Consider the following 16,558-nt stretch of genomic DNA (forward strand, 5'->3'; position numbering starts at 1 on the left):
CGGTTTCAGGCCGTTCATGGAGGACAAATCATCGGTTCAACGCGATTCCAGTGCAGTCAGAGAATGGCCGGCCACGAAAACCGAAGCGGCAAGCAAGCCGATATCCTTCAGGAGAAACTGACCAGGTGCAACCGAAATGGCCGGGAAACCGAGGCCGGGTTCAATCACGCCAGGTGTCGACAACATGAAGCTCAAGGTCGTGAAAAACAATCCGGCGGACAACGCACCCCCGATCAATGAAAGCTTGGGTGACAGCAGGCGCCCCGCAATAAGAAGACCGATCGAGACTTCCAGGATACCGAGCAGACTGGAGAACGTATCCACACTGAAAATGTTGTAGACCCAACCGAGGAAAGGGCTGTTGCTTACCAACGGGACCAGGCCCTCGGCTTCATAGTGCGTGAACTTCATGCCGCCGAACCAGAAGTAAATGATGGCCAGAGCAACGTAAGCACCGTAGGTGCCGATCGCCGTGGTTCTAACCCCGAGCGATGCTTTCTGAGTGACGCCGGTCGTTCTGCAGTTCTCATTGTTCAAGGTAGTCATGATTCAGGCTTCCAATAATGTGGGGATTCAAACCCAGCGCGGTTTACGTTGGGAGTGGACACAGTGTTGCCTTTGACTCCACGCTCTTGGCTTCTGAACGTATTGAGAACTGTGCAGATCGTCTTGACTCACTTCAGGTCTTGAAAAGAGGAGGGCGGCTGGACCATCGCGTCCCGGCGCCTGCCCATGACACTGGCCAGCCTGTTGCTGTCCCTGGAAATGATCTTCGCGACCTGCCTGGGGCTGCTGTTGTATTTACCAGGGCCCTCGGTGCCGGAGGTGCATCGCACTGATTGTGGTGGGAGCCGTCACAGCGATCATTTGGACAAAGCGACCGCCATGGCGAATTCCCCAACGCTGTATTCACGAGTCATGTCCGTCGCTGACCGGCGCATGGTGTGCGATCAGCTCAGCAACCCAATCGATAAACACGCGCAGTGTGATACTGATATGCCGATTTGGTGGAAATGCCACGTAGATGGGCATCGGATCGAGTCTCCAGTTCTCGAACAGGGGCACTCACTCGCCGCGCGCTTCTAACCCTGCGTAACTGTCCGCTTTTGGCCGTTTTCAGCCGGTTACGACTGGCTGAAATCGCCTAAAACGGTCATTCACTAGATCCGTGACGAGGCGGTTTGTGAAGACACGCATAAGACCATCGATTACCAAGTATTCGGGTAGGTCATTGATTTCCAGTAGCCTGGGTCAAAACCGCATCAGCGCCAACATCTCTGATTCATCATTGCTCTCCCATAACCCGTGTTTTGCTCTTCGTTAAAGTCAGGCTCAACAGGACGGAAACCAAGATGATGCCGCCGACTGTGGTCAGCGACCATTGAATCGGCACGTGCCACCACGGCGCGACCAGCATCTTGCCGCCGATGAACACCAGTACGATGGCCAGGCCATATTTGAGCAAGTGAAAGCGGTCGGCCATGTCGGCAAGCAGAAAATACAGTGCGCGCAGGCCCATGATGGCGAAGATGTTGGAGGTGAACACGATGAAGGGGTCGGTGGTGACGGCGAAGATAGCCGGGATGCTATCCACCGCGAACACCAGGTCGCTGGCCTCGATCAGTACCAGCACCAGGAACATCGGCGTCGCCCAGCGCAGGCCGTTCTGGCGCACGAAGAAGCGCTCGCCGTGAAAGCCGTCGGTGATGCGAAGATGGCTACGCAGCCAGCGCAGCAAAGGGTTCTTTTCGAGGTCTGGTTGCTGGTTGGCAAAGATCAGCATCTTGATGCCGGTGATGACGAGGAAAGCACCGAAGACATAGAGCAGCCAGGCAAACTCCTGCACCAGCCAGACACCGGCGAAAATCATACCGGCACGCATGACGATGGCGCCAAGCACGCCATAGAGCAGGACTCGGCGCTGCAACTCTGGCGGCACGGCGAAGTAGCCGAAGATCATGACGAAAACGAACATGTTGTCGATCGACAGCGACTGCTCGATCAGGTAGCCGGTGAGAAATTCGAGCGTTGTACGCTGGGCCACTTCGGCACCGACATGGCTGTGCAGATACCACCAGAGCAGAGCGGCGAAGACCAGTGCCAGGCTGGCCCAGGCGATGACCCAGGCTAGCGCTTCGCGGACCGAAACACGATGCGCCTTGCGCCCGCCGAAGACGAACAGATCGAGCGCCAGCATGGCAAGGACGAACACGATGAAGGCGGCCCACATCCAGGATTGGCCGACGCTGATGGCGGTCATTTACTGTCTCCGCATGAAGCAGCAATAGGCTGGAGGAGTCATGCTAGCGAGCCTGTTACCACAACAAAAATCGTTTATTCGTTGGGGATAGTTCGATTTTTACGAAGTATTGATTCAAGTGCTCAACTACCAGCAACCGCATTGGTTATGCCCCGTGGTCAAGGCGGGTGGCGTGGCACGCGTTTCCTGCAGTCCCGTCTCCTGCTCGATCGTGATGAAAAGGTCTGCTACCCCCTTCGACAGTCATGGCAACTGGTAAGCCGGTGAAGCAGGCGTATATTGATAGTGTCGATCCAGATAGTTGAGGCGATCAAAGATCGCCAATGGTGGGACAAGCGAGAGTGCTGGGGGCGCTAGCGGATAACCCGGAACGTTGGAGGTGTCACATGAGGCTGTATCAACGACTCTTTCTGATCGCAGGTCCCACCATGCGTCACTCGCCGGCGATGGAACGGGCAATCGCACTGGCCGACGCTACAGGCGCAGCGCTGCATATCGCTGTGTTCATCGAAGACTTCGACCTTATGCGGTTAATGAGCAACAGCGAACAACTTCGTGAGAGTTGCCGGCAGGAGAACCTGCAGTGGTTGACGGATGAGGCCGAACTCATGCGCAGGAAGGGCATCAATGTGACCACCGAAGTTGCTTTGACCCGCGACCCGCTGCAAGCGATCCTTGAGCATGTGGCTGAAATGCAGCCGGACCTGATTATCAAGGGCGTACATCATGAATCAGCGCTCAAACGCTTATTCGTCACGCCTTTGGATTGGCAATTGTTGCGCGAATGTCCGACCCCCATACATCTGGTCAGCGAAGTCAGGTGTCCGCTTCCTCGGGTGATTGTGGCGGCGGTTGATCCATCGCATCCAGAGGGTCAGATCAGCGGAATCAACGACAGCGTCATTCAGGCGGCGAAGGAACTGGCGACGCAATGTGATGCTGAATTGCACATGCTGTATGCTTACGAACTGACACACACACATTTCTCTGATGCAGGTGCTGGCGCCGTGACGATGCCAGGCTTCAGCAACGACGTGCGCCGGTCACTTGAAAAGTGCTTCATTGCCTTGGCTGGACGCCACTGCGTGCCACCTGAGCGACAACACTTCATTGCAGGGCCGCCAACCAAAGCGATGGCCGAGTTTGCCATTCATACTCGAGCCGATGTCTTCGTAATGGGAAATACCCATCACAAAGGGGTGGACAAGCTGATTGGCAGTACCACGGAGCATGTTCTGTATCAGGTGCCCTGCAGCGTTCTGGCCATCAAGGGAGAAGCGGATCATTGAACGGAAAAAACGCCACTATCGCAGCCGGCTGTTGGAGCTGATCTGGTTTTGACCCAGGCTGCTGACTTCAGCTGACCCTTAGGCGGTCTATGAAGACACGCATATGACCCCTCGATTACCAAGTATTCAGGTAGGCCAACTTATATACCCTCTTATTCAGCATCGATGAGCATGAGCTAAGTAGATGCCCTGCTGATGGTGCGATCGATGATGAGATTGTCATCGGTATAGATGACTCTTAAAACCGCTAACCCTTAGCGCAATCGTCTCAAACATTAATTGTAAGATAGTGTTTCTAGAGGCAATGCCTTATTACGTACAAGATTTCTAACTACATTCAGCCATCCATATTGAGCCAAACGAGACGTGGGAAACTTTCCTTAAGGTTTTGGGCTGCGCGGAATGCACATTCCTCATGCTAAGCGATGATTAGATTTTCGTCACCCACACCACATGGGAGACTTTCCCGGTCTCAAAATCACGATAGGTAGGCTAATACCTCCAAAAGACCGGCGTAATAAGTACCAGCACAGTCAGGATTTCCAACCGCCCCAGTAACATGCCGATGGTCAGTAACCATTTTGCTGCATCAGGTAGTGATGAGAAGTTACCGGCAGGCCCGATGATCGTGCCCAGGCCTGGTCCAACGTTGCATACTGCAGTAGCGGCGCCACTTAAAGCAGTCGTCCAGTCCAGCCCGATCAGAGCCAGCCCTAAGGCGATTATGGCAATGGTGATGGTGAAGAAAAACGAGAAGGTTAAAAGTGAGCGCAAGATCTCCTCGTCAATCGGATGACCGTTGTACTTCTTCTGAATTACGGCTCGAGGATGGATCAACTGCTTCAAACTACTCACGAGTAGGGCGGCAGCAACTTGGAAGCGGAAGATTTTCAGTCCGCCAGCCGTGGAGCCTGAGCATCCACCGACAAACGTCAGATAGAAGAACAACAGAACGGCAAAACTACCCCATAGTGTGTAATCACCAACTGCAACTCCTGTGGTCGTGACGACCGAGGTCACGTTGACCGCCACAATACGAAATGCATCCCACCAAACGTAGTCGCTGTGAAAGTATAGCCATGTCGCCACAGCCAGCCAGGTCACAATCAAGAATCCAAGAAATCCGCGTACCTGGTGATCCTTCAGCAGCGCACGCCGATGGCCGCGCAATGTCGCGACGTACAAGGTAAACGGCAGACTACCCAGAATCATGATGACCACCGCTACCCAGTGAATCGCTGGCTGCGTCCAATGCCCCAGTGAGGCGTCCGAAGTAGAGAATCCGCCAGTTGAGATCAAGGACATGGCGTGGTTGACCGCTTCAAACGGCGTCATCCCAGCGATCCAGAGAGCTAGTGCTCCGGCGCCAGTGAGTACCAGATAGAGAAAGAGGATGTATTTGGCGGCCACATGGGAACGTGGCGTCACTTTCTCCGACCAGTCTGAGGACTCTGTCTGGAAAAGACGCATGCCACCCACTCGCAACAGTGGAAGGATCGCCACAGCCATGCCGATGAAGCCGATACCACCCAGCCAGTGCAGCATCGAGCGCCAGATTAACAATCCTGGTGAAGCGGTATCCAAACCACTCAGGACAGTTGAGCCCGTGGTTGTGATGCCGGACATCGTTTCGAAGAAAGCGTCGGTGTAACTGATGTGACTGATGAACACCATTGGCAACGCCGCGAAGGTACACACCACCACCCAACTGCCAGTCGTCAACAGGTACATATCCCTCGGACGGAGCTGGCCAGTATCAGGGCGCCCACGCACGATCAAAAGAAGACCGCTGATTAAGGTAATCAAACTTGACCAGAGAAAGGCCGACAGATCGTCGCTACGCTCATAGGCGACCAGCGTAATCATGGGAATAACCATGCTTACGGCCAGCGTGATCAGAAAAATGCCTAGGATGAAGCCGATGAGCCGCATTGCTGCGAGGGACATAGATAGTAGCCTGCTAAATTAGCGCCGCGTAGTATCGAATGCTCAATTTTAAAGCTCCGTAAATTTTGCGTAAAATTTCTACGGGCAATCAGTCAAACAAGGATCGGTTGTTAAGTGGCAGAACCTAGCTCGCCTTCATGAGCTCAAAAAATTCCTCGCATTTCATTGAGAAACATTTAGCTGGCGAATAAAAAAACCGGCACTTGGCCGGGCTTTTATGGGCATCCAACCGTTTCTGGTGGATAACACGACTAAGACAGTGCTTCTAATAGCTAGCATGCCTGTCTTGTTGCTTCGCTGACGCAGGTTTCTAAACCACAGTATTTCTAGGCTTCGAGAAATACTGTGGTCGTATCAAGAGAGATTATTTGGCTACGGCAGCACTCGTTAGGACGCTGCTGCGGCGAAGGACTATAACGCCGCCCAACGCTGCCAGAATCGATCCGATCAATACACCGACCTTGACCTCATCAATCAAAAGAGCTGATCCGGCGAACGCCAGATTGCCAATGAATAGGCTCATAGTGAAACCAATGCCGCACAACAGTGCTACGCCATAGAGTTGAATCCAGGTACTCCCTTCCGGCAGCTTGGCCAGGCCCATACGAATGGCCAGAGCAGCCAATAGGAAAATACCGACCTGTTTGCCCACCAACAGCCCCAGAGCTACACCCAGCGGAACCGGATCGACCAGGTTCTCCATCGAAATACCGGCCAATGAAACACCTGCGTTGGCGAAACCAAAAATCGGCACCACAGCGAACGCTACCCACATGTGCAGCTTCTCTTCCAGGAAAAGCAGCGGAGACCGGGCTTCCTCTTCTGGCTTGCCCATGGGGATGCACAGCGCCACAGCGACACCCGCCAGCGTGGCATGTACACCCGATTGCAGCACGAAGAACCACAGCACACCACCGATCAGGAGATACGGGAACAATCGCCTTACGCCCAATCGATTCATTGCGATCAGAATGACGAGGGTCGCAAGCGAGGCCAGTAACATCGGCATGGAAAGGCCCGACGTATAGAAAAAGGCGATGATCACCACCGCGCCCAGATCGTCAATGATCGCTAAGGCAGCCAGAAACACTTTCAGCGAAGTCGGGACTCGCTTGCCCAGTAACGACAAAACACCTAAAGCGAATGCGATGTCAGTAGCGGCCGGGATCGCCCATCCCCCCAAGGTCTCAGGATTACCCCAGTTTATTGCGATGTAGATCAGCGCTGGAACAACCATGCCGCCCAAAGCACCAAATCCAGGTAAGGCGCGCTGCCCCCAAGTGGAAAGCCCACCGGCCAGCACCTCTCGTTTGATTTCGAGCCCGACCATCAGGAAGAAGATCGCCATCAGACCATCATTCACCCAATGCTCGACAGACATGCCCATCCAAACGCTGTGCAAGGTTGCAAAGTAACTCTGGGATAGAGGCGAGTTAGCAACAATCAGAGCGGCCAGAGCGGCACCCATCAACATGAGACCGCCAGCGGATTCCGACGATAGGAAGCGAGCCAGAATCGCGGCTGCTCTAGGGGTTTCGGCTTTAGCTTGATGCTTGGTCATCAACGTCCTTGGGATCACTTAAAAAGGTAATATATTAACATCTGGCCTACACGAACATGGCGGCGTTAAACAGCCTGAAACAGTTAATGTTCAAGGCCATAACCAAGCATTAATACTTTTCATTCAGTGCTCTGGAATGGGGTTTTAGACCAGAACCTATTGGCACGCGGAACAATATCCATGCCGTCCATCGCTTCCATACCCCTTGCCCTTTTTGAATATCCAGATCAGTCTTCCCATCGCTTGACTTGAAAGACACCCTGGTGGTAATCACCTCGGACGAGTCCCACGGCATAGATGGTGTGCGCCTGGCTTCCTCATGGGGCTTCAACCTAATGCTAGCGCCCGAGCAGGATCAGTTGCCCAGGGTGAAGGCTGGCGTCTACGGGCATGTCGATCCGAGTGCCTCGATACTCGACTACTTCGCCTTGCCCGTCCCCTCAGCCTTGAGCGGTCGTTCCCTGTTTCGTGATTATGAAACGGGCCGCGAAATCAAGTCATTCACCAACGACAAGCTGCGCTATCACGATGGCCAAGGCACCTTGACCGAGTGTGACTTTCAACAGCGCTGTCGGTATTACGCCAGCGCCGGCTTCATTGCCGAGCGTGCGACCTTGACTGGTCAGTATGGAGGCAAACGCGCCCGCCAGATCGCAGCCAGAGCGACGTCACTGGATCACTCTCTGCTCCGGACACCGTTGAACCAGCACTACCAGTTCGGCAGTCCCGCCATCATACCGCTTCAGGCGCAGATCAAGGATGACTGGGCCGATAACCTTATCGGTGCTCAGTACCTGGAAATGCCCAAGGGCTCACATACTCGCGTGCGTCTGACCGTGCGCTCGGTAGATCCACAACAGAACGCCTACATACTGCTCAAGGCCAAGGAGCTGGAACAGGATGTCCAACTGGGCCTGCCAGCCGAAATGGTCGTCACTGCAGACCAGCCACTGGAGATGGACTTTAGTTTTGACAATCCGCAGTCGCGTAAGGCGTTTTCGTTCCACTTGTTGGGCTATGGATTGGGTGCCGTTGAGGTGAGCGACTTCAGCGTGATTACCGAGTTACCAGAAGCACTAGAAGTGCTGGATGAGAATCCGGTCGACAGCGGTGCTCAATCAAGCTAGGTACCCCGTATGGTTGCACTCTGACGTCGAGTGCAACCAATAGGCGGACTGTAACGTAATGATTTATCAACGTATTGCAGTAACGGTATTCAAAAGGCTTACAGATCGAACTTACTAAACAATAATATCAGGGAGCTGACACCCTTAATCACCAGAAACTTAGATCGAAGAAGAGCTTGCTCAGTAAAATATCTTGTCACACTACCGACTGCCAACAATTTGATTTAAGTCAATAATCATCAAGCGATTGGTTGCATGTATCTTTTAGTTCGTATCAGCTAGATGACATAGAGAATGTAAGAACGACGAACGATTTTTCAGCATTCTGATATAGCCACGCTCGCTCATGACCACCTCAGCCCGATTCAGTTGAGCTGTGCGCACAGGAGATAATTATTGATGAATCAGGTGGTCGATGCAGCAGTTGAGCAAACACCAATCCCTCCGCATTCCGTGGCCTGGCACTCCCTGCCTGCAGAGCAGGTGACGAACCTACTTGAGGTCAATGAGCATGTTGGGCTGGAGGCCGCCGAAGTTCAAGCCAGGCTTGCCCGCACTGGTTTCAACAGGCTACCAGAAGCAGCACGTCGACCTGCGTGGCTCAGATTCCTGCTGCAATTTCACAACATTCTGATTTACGTGCTTCTAGGATCCGCTGCGATTACCGCGATGCTGCAACATCTGTGGGATACGGTGGTGATTCTGGCGGTGGTCATTGCAAACGCAATCATTGGCTACGTCCAGGAAGGCAAAGCGGAAAAAGCCATGGACGCTATCCGGCAGATGCTGGCACCGCACGCCGCCGTGATCCGCGCAGGCCAACGCTTAAGTATTGTGGGCGAGGAGCTGGTACCGGGCGATATCGTATTGCTGGAGGCGGGAGACAAAGTCCCTGCTGATTTACGCCTGCTGCATGCGAACAGACTACAGATTCAAGAAGCCATTCTTACCGGTGAATCCGTACCAGTAGAGAAACATACCCTACCAGTGGGCCTCGAATCAGCCTTGGGTGATCGTACTTGCATGGCGTTCAGCGGCACACTCGTGACTTGCGGGCAAGCAACAGGGGTTGTCGTTGCGACTGCAGCAGCTGCTGAAATCGGACGCATCAGCACGCTGCTTGCTGGAGTAGAAACGCTGACCACTCCGCTGGTGCAGCAAATGAACGTATTTGCGCGCTGGCTGACAATCTTGATCTTGTTAGTGGGCGGGTTGTTGCTCGTGTTCGGCCATTATGTCGGGCACTACGCGTTCACCGATATCTTCATGGTCGTGGTCGGGATGTCAGTAGCGGCGATACCTGAAGGGCTGCCTGCCGTCCTTACCATTACGCTGGCTGTCGGAGTTAGGGCAATGGCTCGTCGCAACGCCATTGTGCGTCGCCTGCCAGCCATCGAAACGCTAGGTTCGGTATCCGTCATCTGCACTGACAAGACTGGCACACTCACCCGCAACGAAATGATGGTGGCATCGGTCGTAACCAACGATCTCATCTTCACGGTCGATGGCGCAGGTTATCAGCCAGCGGGAAGCATTAGCCTTGCAAATCGGCTTGTCGACTTACCGACTCACCCTGCGTTGACAGAATTGGGGCGAGCCGCCGGCCTTTGCAACGATGCTGTACTGCGCTTGCACGAAGACTTATGGAAAGTGGAGGGAGACCCGATGGAGGGCGCCTTGCTGGCATTTTCCGGAAAGACCGGTATCGATAGTGATGAAGATCATCGGGCCTGGCCCCGCACCGATGCCATTCCGTTTGACGCGAAACACCGCTTCATGGCGACACTGCATCACAACCATGATCGACATGCATCTATCTATGTGAAGGGCGCTCCAGAGCAAATACTGGCCATGAGCACGCAGCAGCTCGTAAACGCTGGCGGGACTGAACCGCTCAATGCGGACTACTGGCACGAACAGGCAAACGCCATTGCGGCCAAGGGGCAGCGTGTATTGGCGTTTGCAGTTAGATCAGTTCCTCCCGAGCACACCGTGTTGGAGTTTGGGGACGTACAAGGAAGGTTAACCCTGCTAGGCATGGTCGGACTGATTGACCCGCCTAGACCCGAGACGATAAAAGCAGTTCAACAATGCCAAGCAGCAGGCATTGTCGTAAAAATGATCACTGGCGATCACGGCGGTACCGCCGCCGCTATCGGTCGCCAGATTGGCCTGCAAAATCCCGACAGTGTGTTGACCGGCGTAGACCTCGACACCATGAACGATGTCGCTCTGAAGGAGGCGGTAAAGCACGTTAATATTTTTGCGCGCACCAGCCCAGAACATAAGCTCAGACTGGTAATGCTGCTGCAATCGAATGGCATGACAGTGGCCATGACCGGCGATGGAGTGAACGATGCACCAGCGCTAAAGCGCGCCGATGCCGGTATCGCCATGGGTGGAAAAGGCAGTGAAGCCGCCAAGGAAGCCGCAGACCTTGTGCTGGCCGATGACAACTTCGCGTCCATCGTCGCTGCGGTTCGCGAAGGCCGGACGGTCTACGACAACATCAAGAAAGTGCTGAGCTGGACGCTGCCTACCAACGCGGGCGAGACCATGACCATCATCGTGGCCCTGCTACTCGGCCTTACGCTGCCGGTGACGCCAATACAGATTCTGTGGATCAATCTGATTACCGCAGTGACACTTGGCATTGCACTGGCGTTCGAACCTACCGAAGAAAACACCATGCGCAGACCACCTCGTTCACGCAAGGAACCACTCATAAGCGGAGCCTTAGTCTGGCATATGGTGCTTGTTTCCATTCTGTTCCTCTGCGGCGTTTACGGTATTTTTTCGTATGCGCTCGACCGTGGCTACTCCGTGGAGTTGGCCCGAACCATCGCGGTGAACACGTTAGTCGTGATGGAAATATTCCATCTGTTCTTCATTCGTAATCTCTACAGCACGTCGCTTACCTGGAAGGGTATTCGCGGCACCAAGGTCGTATGGATGACCGTCACAGTGATTACCTTCGCTCAGTTCGCCATCACGTATGCGCCACCGCTGCAAAAGGTGTTTGCAACAGAGGCAGTCCCCTTCCTTGATGGCCTGCTGATCATCGGGGTTGGTGTTGCGCTGTTTGCGGTAATCGAGATAGAAAAACAGATTCGAATCCGCTTGTCCGAGTAGAACGGGTTGCATGCTGGGCATACCCTAAACGACAAGCATCTTCATGCCACTGAAAGAGGATTTTGAAATGCATAAAATACTTGTAGCGGTCGATGGTTCCGAGCATTCGGAGCGCGCGGTGCGTTACCTTATTGGGCTGATCCAAGATGGCGGATTACTGGGAGGTAGTGTTGAGGTACATCTGGTGAATGTGCAGCCACTTTTACCAACTCGAATCGCACTCGACATGAGCGAGGATGAGCGTGATCGTTACTATGGGGATAAAAGTGCTGAGGATTCACAAAAAGCTGAGGTGCTTCTGAAGCATGAAGGGATTGCATTCGCGCTCCATACCTTACAAGGCGATGCAGCCAGCCAAATTGTGGCGTGTTCGCATTCCCTTGGATGTGACAGCATCATCCTAGGTTCGCATGGCAATGGTTTTTTGGCGGGGATTTTTCTGGGCTCTGTCGCGGCAAAGGTGATTCAGCTCTCGAATTTACCAATCACCTTAGTCAAATAAGAGATCGTGAATGGTTTGATTTCACGGCACCCATAACTGGATTGTCAAAGGCAGTTGTTTTGGAGCGGTTTTGATTGAGCCTTGCCCTTTCGCCGACCATGAAGCCCTATGACGAGCGGGGTGTTGATATTTTTTGAATCAAATGCCTTCTCGACAATGACGTGATATCGATTAGCCTAAGATTGCTCCCCAACAGAAGACCCTCGGCGAATCCAATATTGTTTAGGGCCTTTGTGACAATGTTATCGCGTTGCCTGCGTAATGGGCGGGGTCGCGTCGGCACCCGAAAGGGTGGTCGGCCCTCGTGGTTGGCACTCCAACCTTCGCGGCTTTGCCCACCACTCATTATAGTGATATCGCGCTCAATCAAGCAGAGGCATCATGCTTGGAAATGCTTAAAGCGCATTTGCTTACTCATGCCCCCCTAATGAAAATACCTGTGACTCGTTTAGAGTCAACGAGCCTATTGCTGTGTCATCAGCAGCTGTTCCATCATGAAGTCTCTATCTTTCACTCGTTCCGGCACGCACACAGTGGTCTTGCTCATGTGCAGTGTTTCGGCTGCCTTGGTGAAGCTGCCCGCTTCCACCACTCGAGCAAATGCCTGCATTGCATCAAAACGGTCCATTGCTGCCCCGGCTATCGATCAGATTGTTTGGATTTCACAAACAGTGATAGCTACGGTTGCTTGTTTATCGCCCAGGCACAAGTCCTTACAGTCTCGACATCGTTTGTTCCGGGTCTGATTAGACCCATTGATGGAGGCACCTATGACACAGCGTGATGTTGTTTTTCCACCCGGACGCCAGGCGCTTTATGAGCGCAATCGCTATTCGCCGGCTATCAAGTCCAATGGTTTCCTATTCGTGTCGGGACAAGTCGGCAGTAACGAAGACGGCTCGCCCGAACCCGATCTGGAGGCCCAGGTTCGACTCGCGTTCAACAATTTGAATGCAATCCTGGGCGCTGCCGGTTGCACCTTCGACGATGTGATTGACGTCACCGTCTTCATCGTCGATCCCGAATCAAAGTTCGAGACGATCTGGAAGGTTCTGCCAGAGTTCTGGGGTAACGCGCCGCACCCGACGCTGACCGGCGTCGGCGTCACGTGGCTCTACGGTTACCAGTTCGAGATCAAGGTGATCGCCAAGCTTCCAGAAACCACGGGATGACCTTAGATCTGACGTATCGACAGCTCGCCCGTGGTTGCTTTACTGAAACGCAATTTTCGTCCCGATCCTGACAGTCAAACCTGCTCTTAGGCCCCATTGTGTGTCCGGGGCTGAGCAGCCAATTGCGAGCGGGGCGTCAAGATGGCCAAGGCAACCGCCACGATGAAAAGCGCCGGCACGTCACCTGCCAAGTGCCCCATTTGCCCCGGCTGGGTGAGCGCCTGGACGGTCATGATTCCTCCGTGAACGGCGCTAGACCATACGGTGAACCAGATTAGGCTCAGATTGGCTAATGGGTCGCGTGCGGCCAGGATCAAGAACACCCCAAGTGTGGCGTAGATGCCAACGATCATCATCGGGTAGTCCGAGTGACCGACGTGCCAGGCCCAGCCGGACGGCCAGAACAACATCAGTGGGTAGAGAGCAAGGCACGCGAGGCCAGCCAAAACTAGAACGACGCGCAAATACCTGAGGCGATCGACTACGGTCATGGCGGACTCCTCTTTGGGCCTAACTCTAAGTTGACCTCAAGTGGGGTGATAACACCTTCACGGGCTTGGTCGACTACATTCCTTGCTCTGTCATCTTGCCTGGCTAGACCGGGCATTGTGACTGTCGGGCGACCGCTGAAGGGGGTTATACACCATGGTCGAAAAGCCCATCTGCTCAATCAGTTCCGGCAGTAGACCAAGCATAGCTATTCATTAGCTATCGGTTCGTTCACCGGCTGTTTTTGGCCGATAGTTGCCTGTCGCGAAGTGCAGCAACCGACCCGATGTAGCCGGTCACGTGTCTACGAAATCAAGGGCGATTCAAAAAGCCTTGCTCTAGAATGGCCCGAGATGAGCGTGGAACGCTTGTCTAGTATTCACTCAAAGGATGAACACGATGGGCCGCACCGACCATATCTGCCTGATGGCTATCTATAACGATTGGATGAACGCAAAGGTTTATGAGGCGGCCAGAAGTCTGACAGATGAAGAGCTATCAGTGGATAGGAAAGCATTCTTTGGTTCTATTCTCGGGACGTTGAATCACCTGGTGGCCGGGGACACTATCTGGCTAAAGCGATTTGCCAGGCACCCGGCGAATCACTTGGCTCTGGAGCCGATTCGACAGCTCCCGGCCCCCAAAAGCCTCGACCAGTTACTGCTCTCAAATATTCGAGAACTTTCGGCACATCGCGTTTGGCTCGATCAGGTGATTGTCGAGTGGTCTCGCTCGATTACAGAGGCGGATTTAGATTACACCCTCAATTACACAAGCATGAAAGGAACCCCCGCTGACAGGAGCTTTTATGGCTTGGTCATGCATTTCTTCAACCACCAGACTCATCACCGAGGCCAAGTTACTACTCTGCTGTCACAAGCGGGTGTCGACGTAGGCGATACTGATCTGGTCCTCCTCATTCCTTCCGAGTCGCGCACATAATCTAAAAACCAGCGCTAGACCGGGATTTTCATGTCATACCGGGCTGGTAAACCAGCGTGGCCATCTGCAACACTCCTTCTGCTTACACAGAATTTAGATGTGTTGCATCGACCGGTTGAATCCACAGCCGATTGCAGTCTGTCGGCAAGAGCAACTTCTGCCCCGAAACATCCATCAGCTTTTACCGCCGAGCCTGCCGAGCCTCCGACCGAACCACCATCCAGATGCCGACCCCGGACACTGCCATGCCTGACACCATCTGCCATGACAACGGTTCGTTGAACATGGCCCAGGCCCAAAGCATCGTGACGGGCGGGCTCAGGTACAAGACGCTGGCCACTCGTGTGGCTGTCGCCCGGCGCAGGCAGACCCAATAAAGCCCGTAGCCGCCTAACGTAGACAATCCCACCGTCCACAGTACGCTCAGCGCAAACCCCATGCCGGGTATCGGCGCCAGGCTACCTTGCGTGCCCTCGATCAGGGCGAATGCAAAACTCGACACGCAACATTGCAGCCACAGGTTGGGCAGCAGGTCCAGCGATTCAGAGGCGTGCAGATGCTTCTGCCAGAGTGTCGCGATGGCGAGCGAAAGCGTACCGAGCACCGGCAGGCCATACGCCCAGAGGGGCGCGCTACCCCAGGCCAGCGCGCCAAGCGTCACCACCACAACCCCAACCAGGCCGATGCCCAGCCCTGCCCAGACTTGCCAGGCCAGTTTTTGCCCCAGCACGCCAGCGGCCAGCAATGCGACCGCCATCGGCAGCAGGTTGGCGAACACCGCGGCAAGGCCCGCCGGTACGCCCAGGGCTATGCCTTGTATGACGCCGGCCAGATAGCCGGCCATGGCCAGAAGACCGATGCCGGCGTTTTTCAGCAACACGGCAGGGGAGGTTTGCCGCAATTGCCTGGCGACGAAAGGAAACAGGATCAGCGTGACCACGACGCAGCGCCAAAATACCACCAACAAGGGGGGCGCATAGTCCATCGAGAATCGCGCGCCGACGAATCCGGAACTCCAGGTCAGAATCAAAGCCGCCTCGAGCAGCGGCAGCGGCATCTTCTGGCGCCAGTGGGGGATGACTTGCTGCTGACAGGAGATCGGTGTGGGCTGGTTCATTGCCACAGGCTACGAAATCGGCCTAATCTAATAAATCAAAATAAAGTGCAGCAGTCATTCACGAAGATTAAATCATGACGGCGATACTCGATATCGAGCTGGTACGTACATTTCATGCGGTGGCGCGGATTGGCAAATTCAGTGCGGCGGCCGAGCAGCTGCATAAAAGCCCGGCGGCGGTGAGCGTGCATATCCAGCGGCTTGAGGCAGTCGCCGGGGGGCGCTTGCTGAATCGCGATAATCAGTCCGTCTCCCTGACCGCACTGGGCAAGCGTTTGCTTTTGTCGACGACAGAACTGCTGAGCACCCATGACCGGGTGCTGGCCGACCTGCATGGAAGCCACCTGGCAGGACGCATTACCCTGGGTGTCCCCGACGAATACGCCGCCCATGTCATCCGCGACATCCTGCCGACATTCGCCGCTGCCTGGCCCAACGTGGTGCTGGAGTTGAAGACAGCCCCCAGTGATTCGCTGCGTGACCAGGTCCAGCGTGGAAAGCTTCAGGCCGCGGTGATTGCCCAAGCCAGGGGGCAGCTGACCATGCAGGCGCAATTTCTCGTCGCCACCACGCCGATCTGGGTGGGGCCGGCAAACAAGTCGCTGGCCTCGATGGATCCGCTGCCACTGGCCGTGCATGCGGCGCAATGCCCTTATCGGCAAGCCATGGTGGCATCACTCAAACAAAGCGGCCGCCGGTGGCGCGTGGTGTTGGACAGTCCGTCCAACCAGGCCGTCAGGGCCTGCGTGGAGGCCGGGTTGGCGATCAGTCTGATAGACCGCGCCCGGGTGACGGAAAGTATGCAGATTCTCGACGGTTTGCCCGTCATACCGGAGCATGAGGTCGTGTTTATCCGATCGCCGTCTTCAGATGGGGATGAAGCGGTGGATTTGCTCTCCCAAGCCATGCAGCAGCATTTTCGGCTCTAGTCCGCGAGCAAGGGAAACTGTCAGGCTCGACCGTCCCATGCTGAATGGCATTGCGAGCAAAGCTGCACTACCGTGTAGGTGTAAGCCTTCG

12 protein-coding genes and 3 pseudogenes are annotated in these 16,558 nt (G+C 54.6%); 7 read left to right on the forward strand and 8 right to left on the reverse strand.

What is annotated here, in order from left to right; all coding sequences use genetic code 11:
- Positions 1-36: 36 nt before the first annotated feature.
- The 3 genes and pseudogenes from RHP74_RS11475 to RHP74_RS11485 all read right to left on the reverse strand — a co-directional run bounded on the left by RHP74_RS11475 (position 37) and on the right by RHP74_RS11485 (position 2,260).
- The gene (locus RHP74_RS11475; protein WP_077750358.1) at positions 37-546 is read right to left on the reverse strand and encodes a YkgB family protein; all 510 of its coding nucleotides are present in this window, start codon (positions 544-546) and stop codon (positions 37-39) included.
- A 363-nt stretch (positions 547-909) separates the two neighbouring features.
- Positions 910-1,080: pseudogene (locus RHP74_RS11480) on the reverse strand (LysR family transcriptional regulator); the annotation flags it as partial.
- 205 nt (positions 1,081-1,285) lie between these two features.
- Positions 1,286-2,260: a TerC family protein gene (locus tag RHP74_RS11485; protein WP_311099465.1), complete on the reverse strand. Its 975-nt coding sequence runs from the start codon at positions 2,258-2,260 to the stop codon at positions 1,286-1,288.
- A gap of 386 nt (positions 2,261-2,646) precedes the next feature.
- Here RHP74_RS11485 and RHP74_RS11490 point away from each other — a divergent pair, with 386 nt between their 5' ends.
- Positions 2,647-3,549 carry a universal stress protein gene (locus tag RHP74_RS11490; protein ID WP_311099467.1) on the forward strand — a complete coding sequence of 301 codons (903 nt, stop codon included), beginning with the start codon at positions 2,647-2,649 and terminating at the stop codon, positions 3,547-3,549.
- Between the two features lie 492 nt (positions 3,550-4,041).
- Here the strand turns inward: RHP74_RS11490 and RHP74_RS11495 are convergent, their stop codons facing one another.
- Positions 4,042-5,496 carry a TrkH family potassium uptake protein gene (locus RHP74_RS11495; protein ID WP_311099469.1) on the reverse strand — a complete coding sequence of 485 codons (1,455 nt, stop codon included), beginning with the start codon at positions 5,494-5,496 and terminating at the stop codon, positions 4,042-4,044.
- A gap of 364 nt (positions 5,497-5,860) precedes the next feature.
- The gene (nhaA, locus tag RHP74_RS11500) at positions 5,861-7,057 is read right to left on the reverse strand and encodes a Na+/H+ antiporter NhaA (RefSeq protein WP_145311107.1); all 1,197 of its coding nucleotides are present in this window, start codon (positions 7,055-7,057) and stop codon (positions 5,861-5,863) included.
- Positions 7,058-7,305: 248 nt separating this feature from the next.
- Here nhaA and RHP74_RS11505 point away from each other — a divergent pair.
- The 3 genes and pseudogenes from RHP74_RS11505 to RHP74_RS11515 form a co-directional block, all read left to right on the forward strand.
- A pseudogene (locus RHP74_RS11505) lies at positions 7,306-8,184 on the forward strand (LTA synthase family protein); the annotation flags it as partial.
- Between the two features lie 399 nt (positions 8,185-8,583).
- Positions 8,584-11,316 (forward strand): cation-transporting P-type ATPase, encoded by a 2,733-nt coding sequence (locus RHP74_RS11510; protein WP_311099471.1) that lies wholly within the window; start codon positions 8,584-8,586, stop codon positions 11,314-11,316.
- Between the two features lie 67 nt (positions 11,317-11,383).
- Positions 11,384-11,818, forward strand: a complete 435-nt coding sequence (locus RHP74_RS11515; RefSeq protein WP_311099473.1) for a universal stress protein — start codon at positions 11,384-11,386, stop codon at positions 11,816-11,818.
- A gap of 529 nt (positions 11,819-12,347) precedes the next feature.
- Here the strand turns inward: RHP74_RS11515 and RHP74_RS11520 are convergent.
- A pseudogene (locus tag RHP74_RS11520) lies at positions 12,348-12,446 on the reverse strand (LysR family transcriptional regulator); the annotation flags it as partial.
- Between the two features lie 142 nt (positions 12,447-12,588).
- Here RHP74_RS11520 and RHP74_RS11525 point away from each other — a divergent pair.
- A complete protein-coding gene (locus tag RHP74_RS11525; RefSeq protein ID WP_010459176.1) occupies positions 12,589-12,990 on the forward strand; it encodes a RidA family protein in 402 nt (133 codons plus the stop codon).
- A gap of 86 nt (positions 12,991-13,076) precedes the next feature.
- Here RHP74_RS11525 and RHP74_RS11530 read toward each other — a convergent pair whose 3' ends face one another.
- Complete coding sequence (locus RHP74_RS11530) at positions 13,077-13,481, reverse strand: DUF6632 domain-containing protein (RefSeq protein WP_172790698.1); 405 nt, start codon at positions 13,479-13,481, stop codon at positions 13,077-13,079.
- A gap of 397 nt (positions 13,482-13,878) precedes the next feature.
- Here RHP74_RS11530 and RHP74_RS11535 point away from each other — a divergent pair, with 397 nt between their 5' ends.
- A complete protein-coding gene (locus tag RHP74_RS11535) occupies positions 13,879-14,421 on the forward strand; it encodes a DinB family protein (protein ID WP_311099477.1) in 543 nt (180 codons plus the stop codon).
- Between the two features lie 181 nt (positions 14,422-14,602).
- Here RHP74_RS11535 and RHP74_RS11540 read toward each other — a convergent pair whose 3' ends face one another.
- Entirely contained in the window at positions 14,603-15,478 is an 876-nt protein-coding gene (locus RHP74_RS11540) for a DMT family transporter (protein WP_172790700.1), read from the reverse strand.
- A 134-nt stretch (positions 15,479-15,612) separates the two neighbouring features.
- Between RHP74_RS11540 and RHP74_RS11545 the strand changes: the two genes are divergently transcribed.
- Positions 15,613-16,467: a LysR substrate-binding domain-containing protein gene (locus RHP74_RS11545; protein ID WP_311099479.1), complete on the forward strand. Its 855-nt coding sequence runs from the start codon at positions 15,613-15,615 to the stop codon at positions 16,465-16,467.
- The last annotated feature ends 91 nt before the right edge of the window (positions 16,468-16,558 follow it).

This window comes from Pseudomonas sp. SG20052 (assembly GCF_031766055.1).
Classification (GTDB): Bacteria; Pseudomonadota; Gammaproteobacteria; order Pseudomonadales; family Pseudomonadaceae; genus Aquipseudomonas; species Aquipseudomonas mandelii.

What these genes read in the sequence shown, in the direction of transcription:
- RHP74_RS11535 (WP_311099477.1), top strand. Translation starts at nt 13,879, where the DNA reads ATGGGCCGCACCGACCATATCTGCCTGATGGCTATCTATAACGATTGG.
- RHP74_RS11475 (WP_077750358.1), bottom strand. Translation starts at nt 546, where the DNA reads ATGACTACCTTGAACAATGAGAACTGCAGAACGACCGGCGTCACTCAG.
- RHP74_RS11530 (WP_172790698.1), bottom strand. Translation starts at nt 13,481, where the DNA reads ATGACCGTAGTCGATCGCCTCAGGTATTTGCGCGTCGTTCTAGTTTTG.
- RHP74_RS11495 (WP_311099469.1), bottom strand. Translation starts at nt 5,496, where the DNA reads ATGTCCCTCGCAGCAATGCGGCTCATCGGCTTCATCCTAGGCATTTTT.
- RHP74_RS11515 (WP_311099473.1), top strand. Translation starts at nt 11,384, where the DNA reads ATGCATAAAATACTTGTAGCGGTCGATGGTTCCGAGCATTCGGAGCGC.
- RHP74_RS11545 (WP_311099479.1), top strand. Translation starts at nt 15,613, where the DNA reads ATGACGGCGATACTCGATATCGAGCTGGTACGTACATTTCATGCGGTG.
- RHP74_RS11485 (WP_311099465.1), bottom strand. Translation starts at nt 2,260, where the DNA reads ATGACCGCCATCAGCGTCGGCCAATCCTGGATGTGGGCCGCCTTCATC.
- nhaA (WP_145311107.1), bottom strand. Translation starts at nt 7,057, where the DNA reads ATGACCAAGCATCAAGCTAAAGCCGAAACCCCTAGAGCAGCCGCGATT.
- RHP74_RS11510 (WP_311099471.1), top strand. Translation starts at nt 8,584, where the DNA reads ATGAATCAGGTGGTCGATGCAGCAGTTGAGCAAACACCAATCCCTCCG.
- RHP74_RS11540 (WP_172790700.1), bottom strand. Translation starts at nt 15,478, where the DNA reads ATGCCGCTGCCGCTGCTCGAGGCGGCTTTGATTCTGACCTGGAGTTCC.
- RHP74_RS11490 (WP_311099467.1), top strand. Translation starts at nt 2,647, where the DNA reads ATGAGGCTGTATCAACGACTCTTTCTGATCGCAGGTCCCACCATGCGT.
- RHP74_RS11525 (WP_010459176.1), top strand. Translation starts at nt 12,589, where the DNA reads ATGACACAGCGTGATGTTGTTTTTCCACCCGGACGCCAGGCGCTTTAT.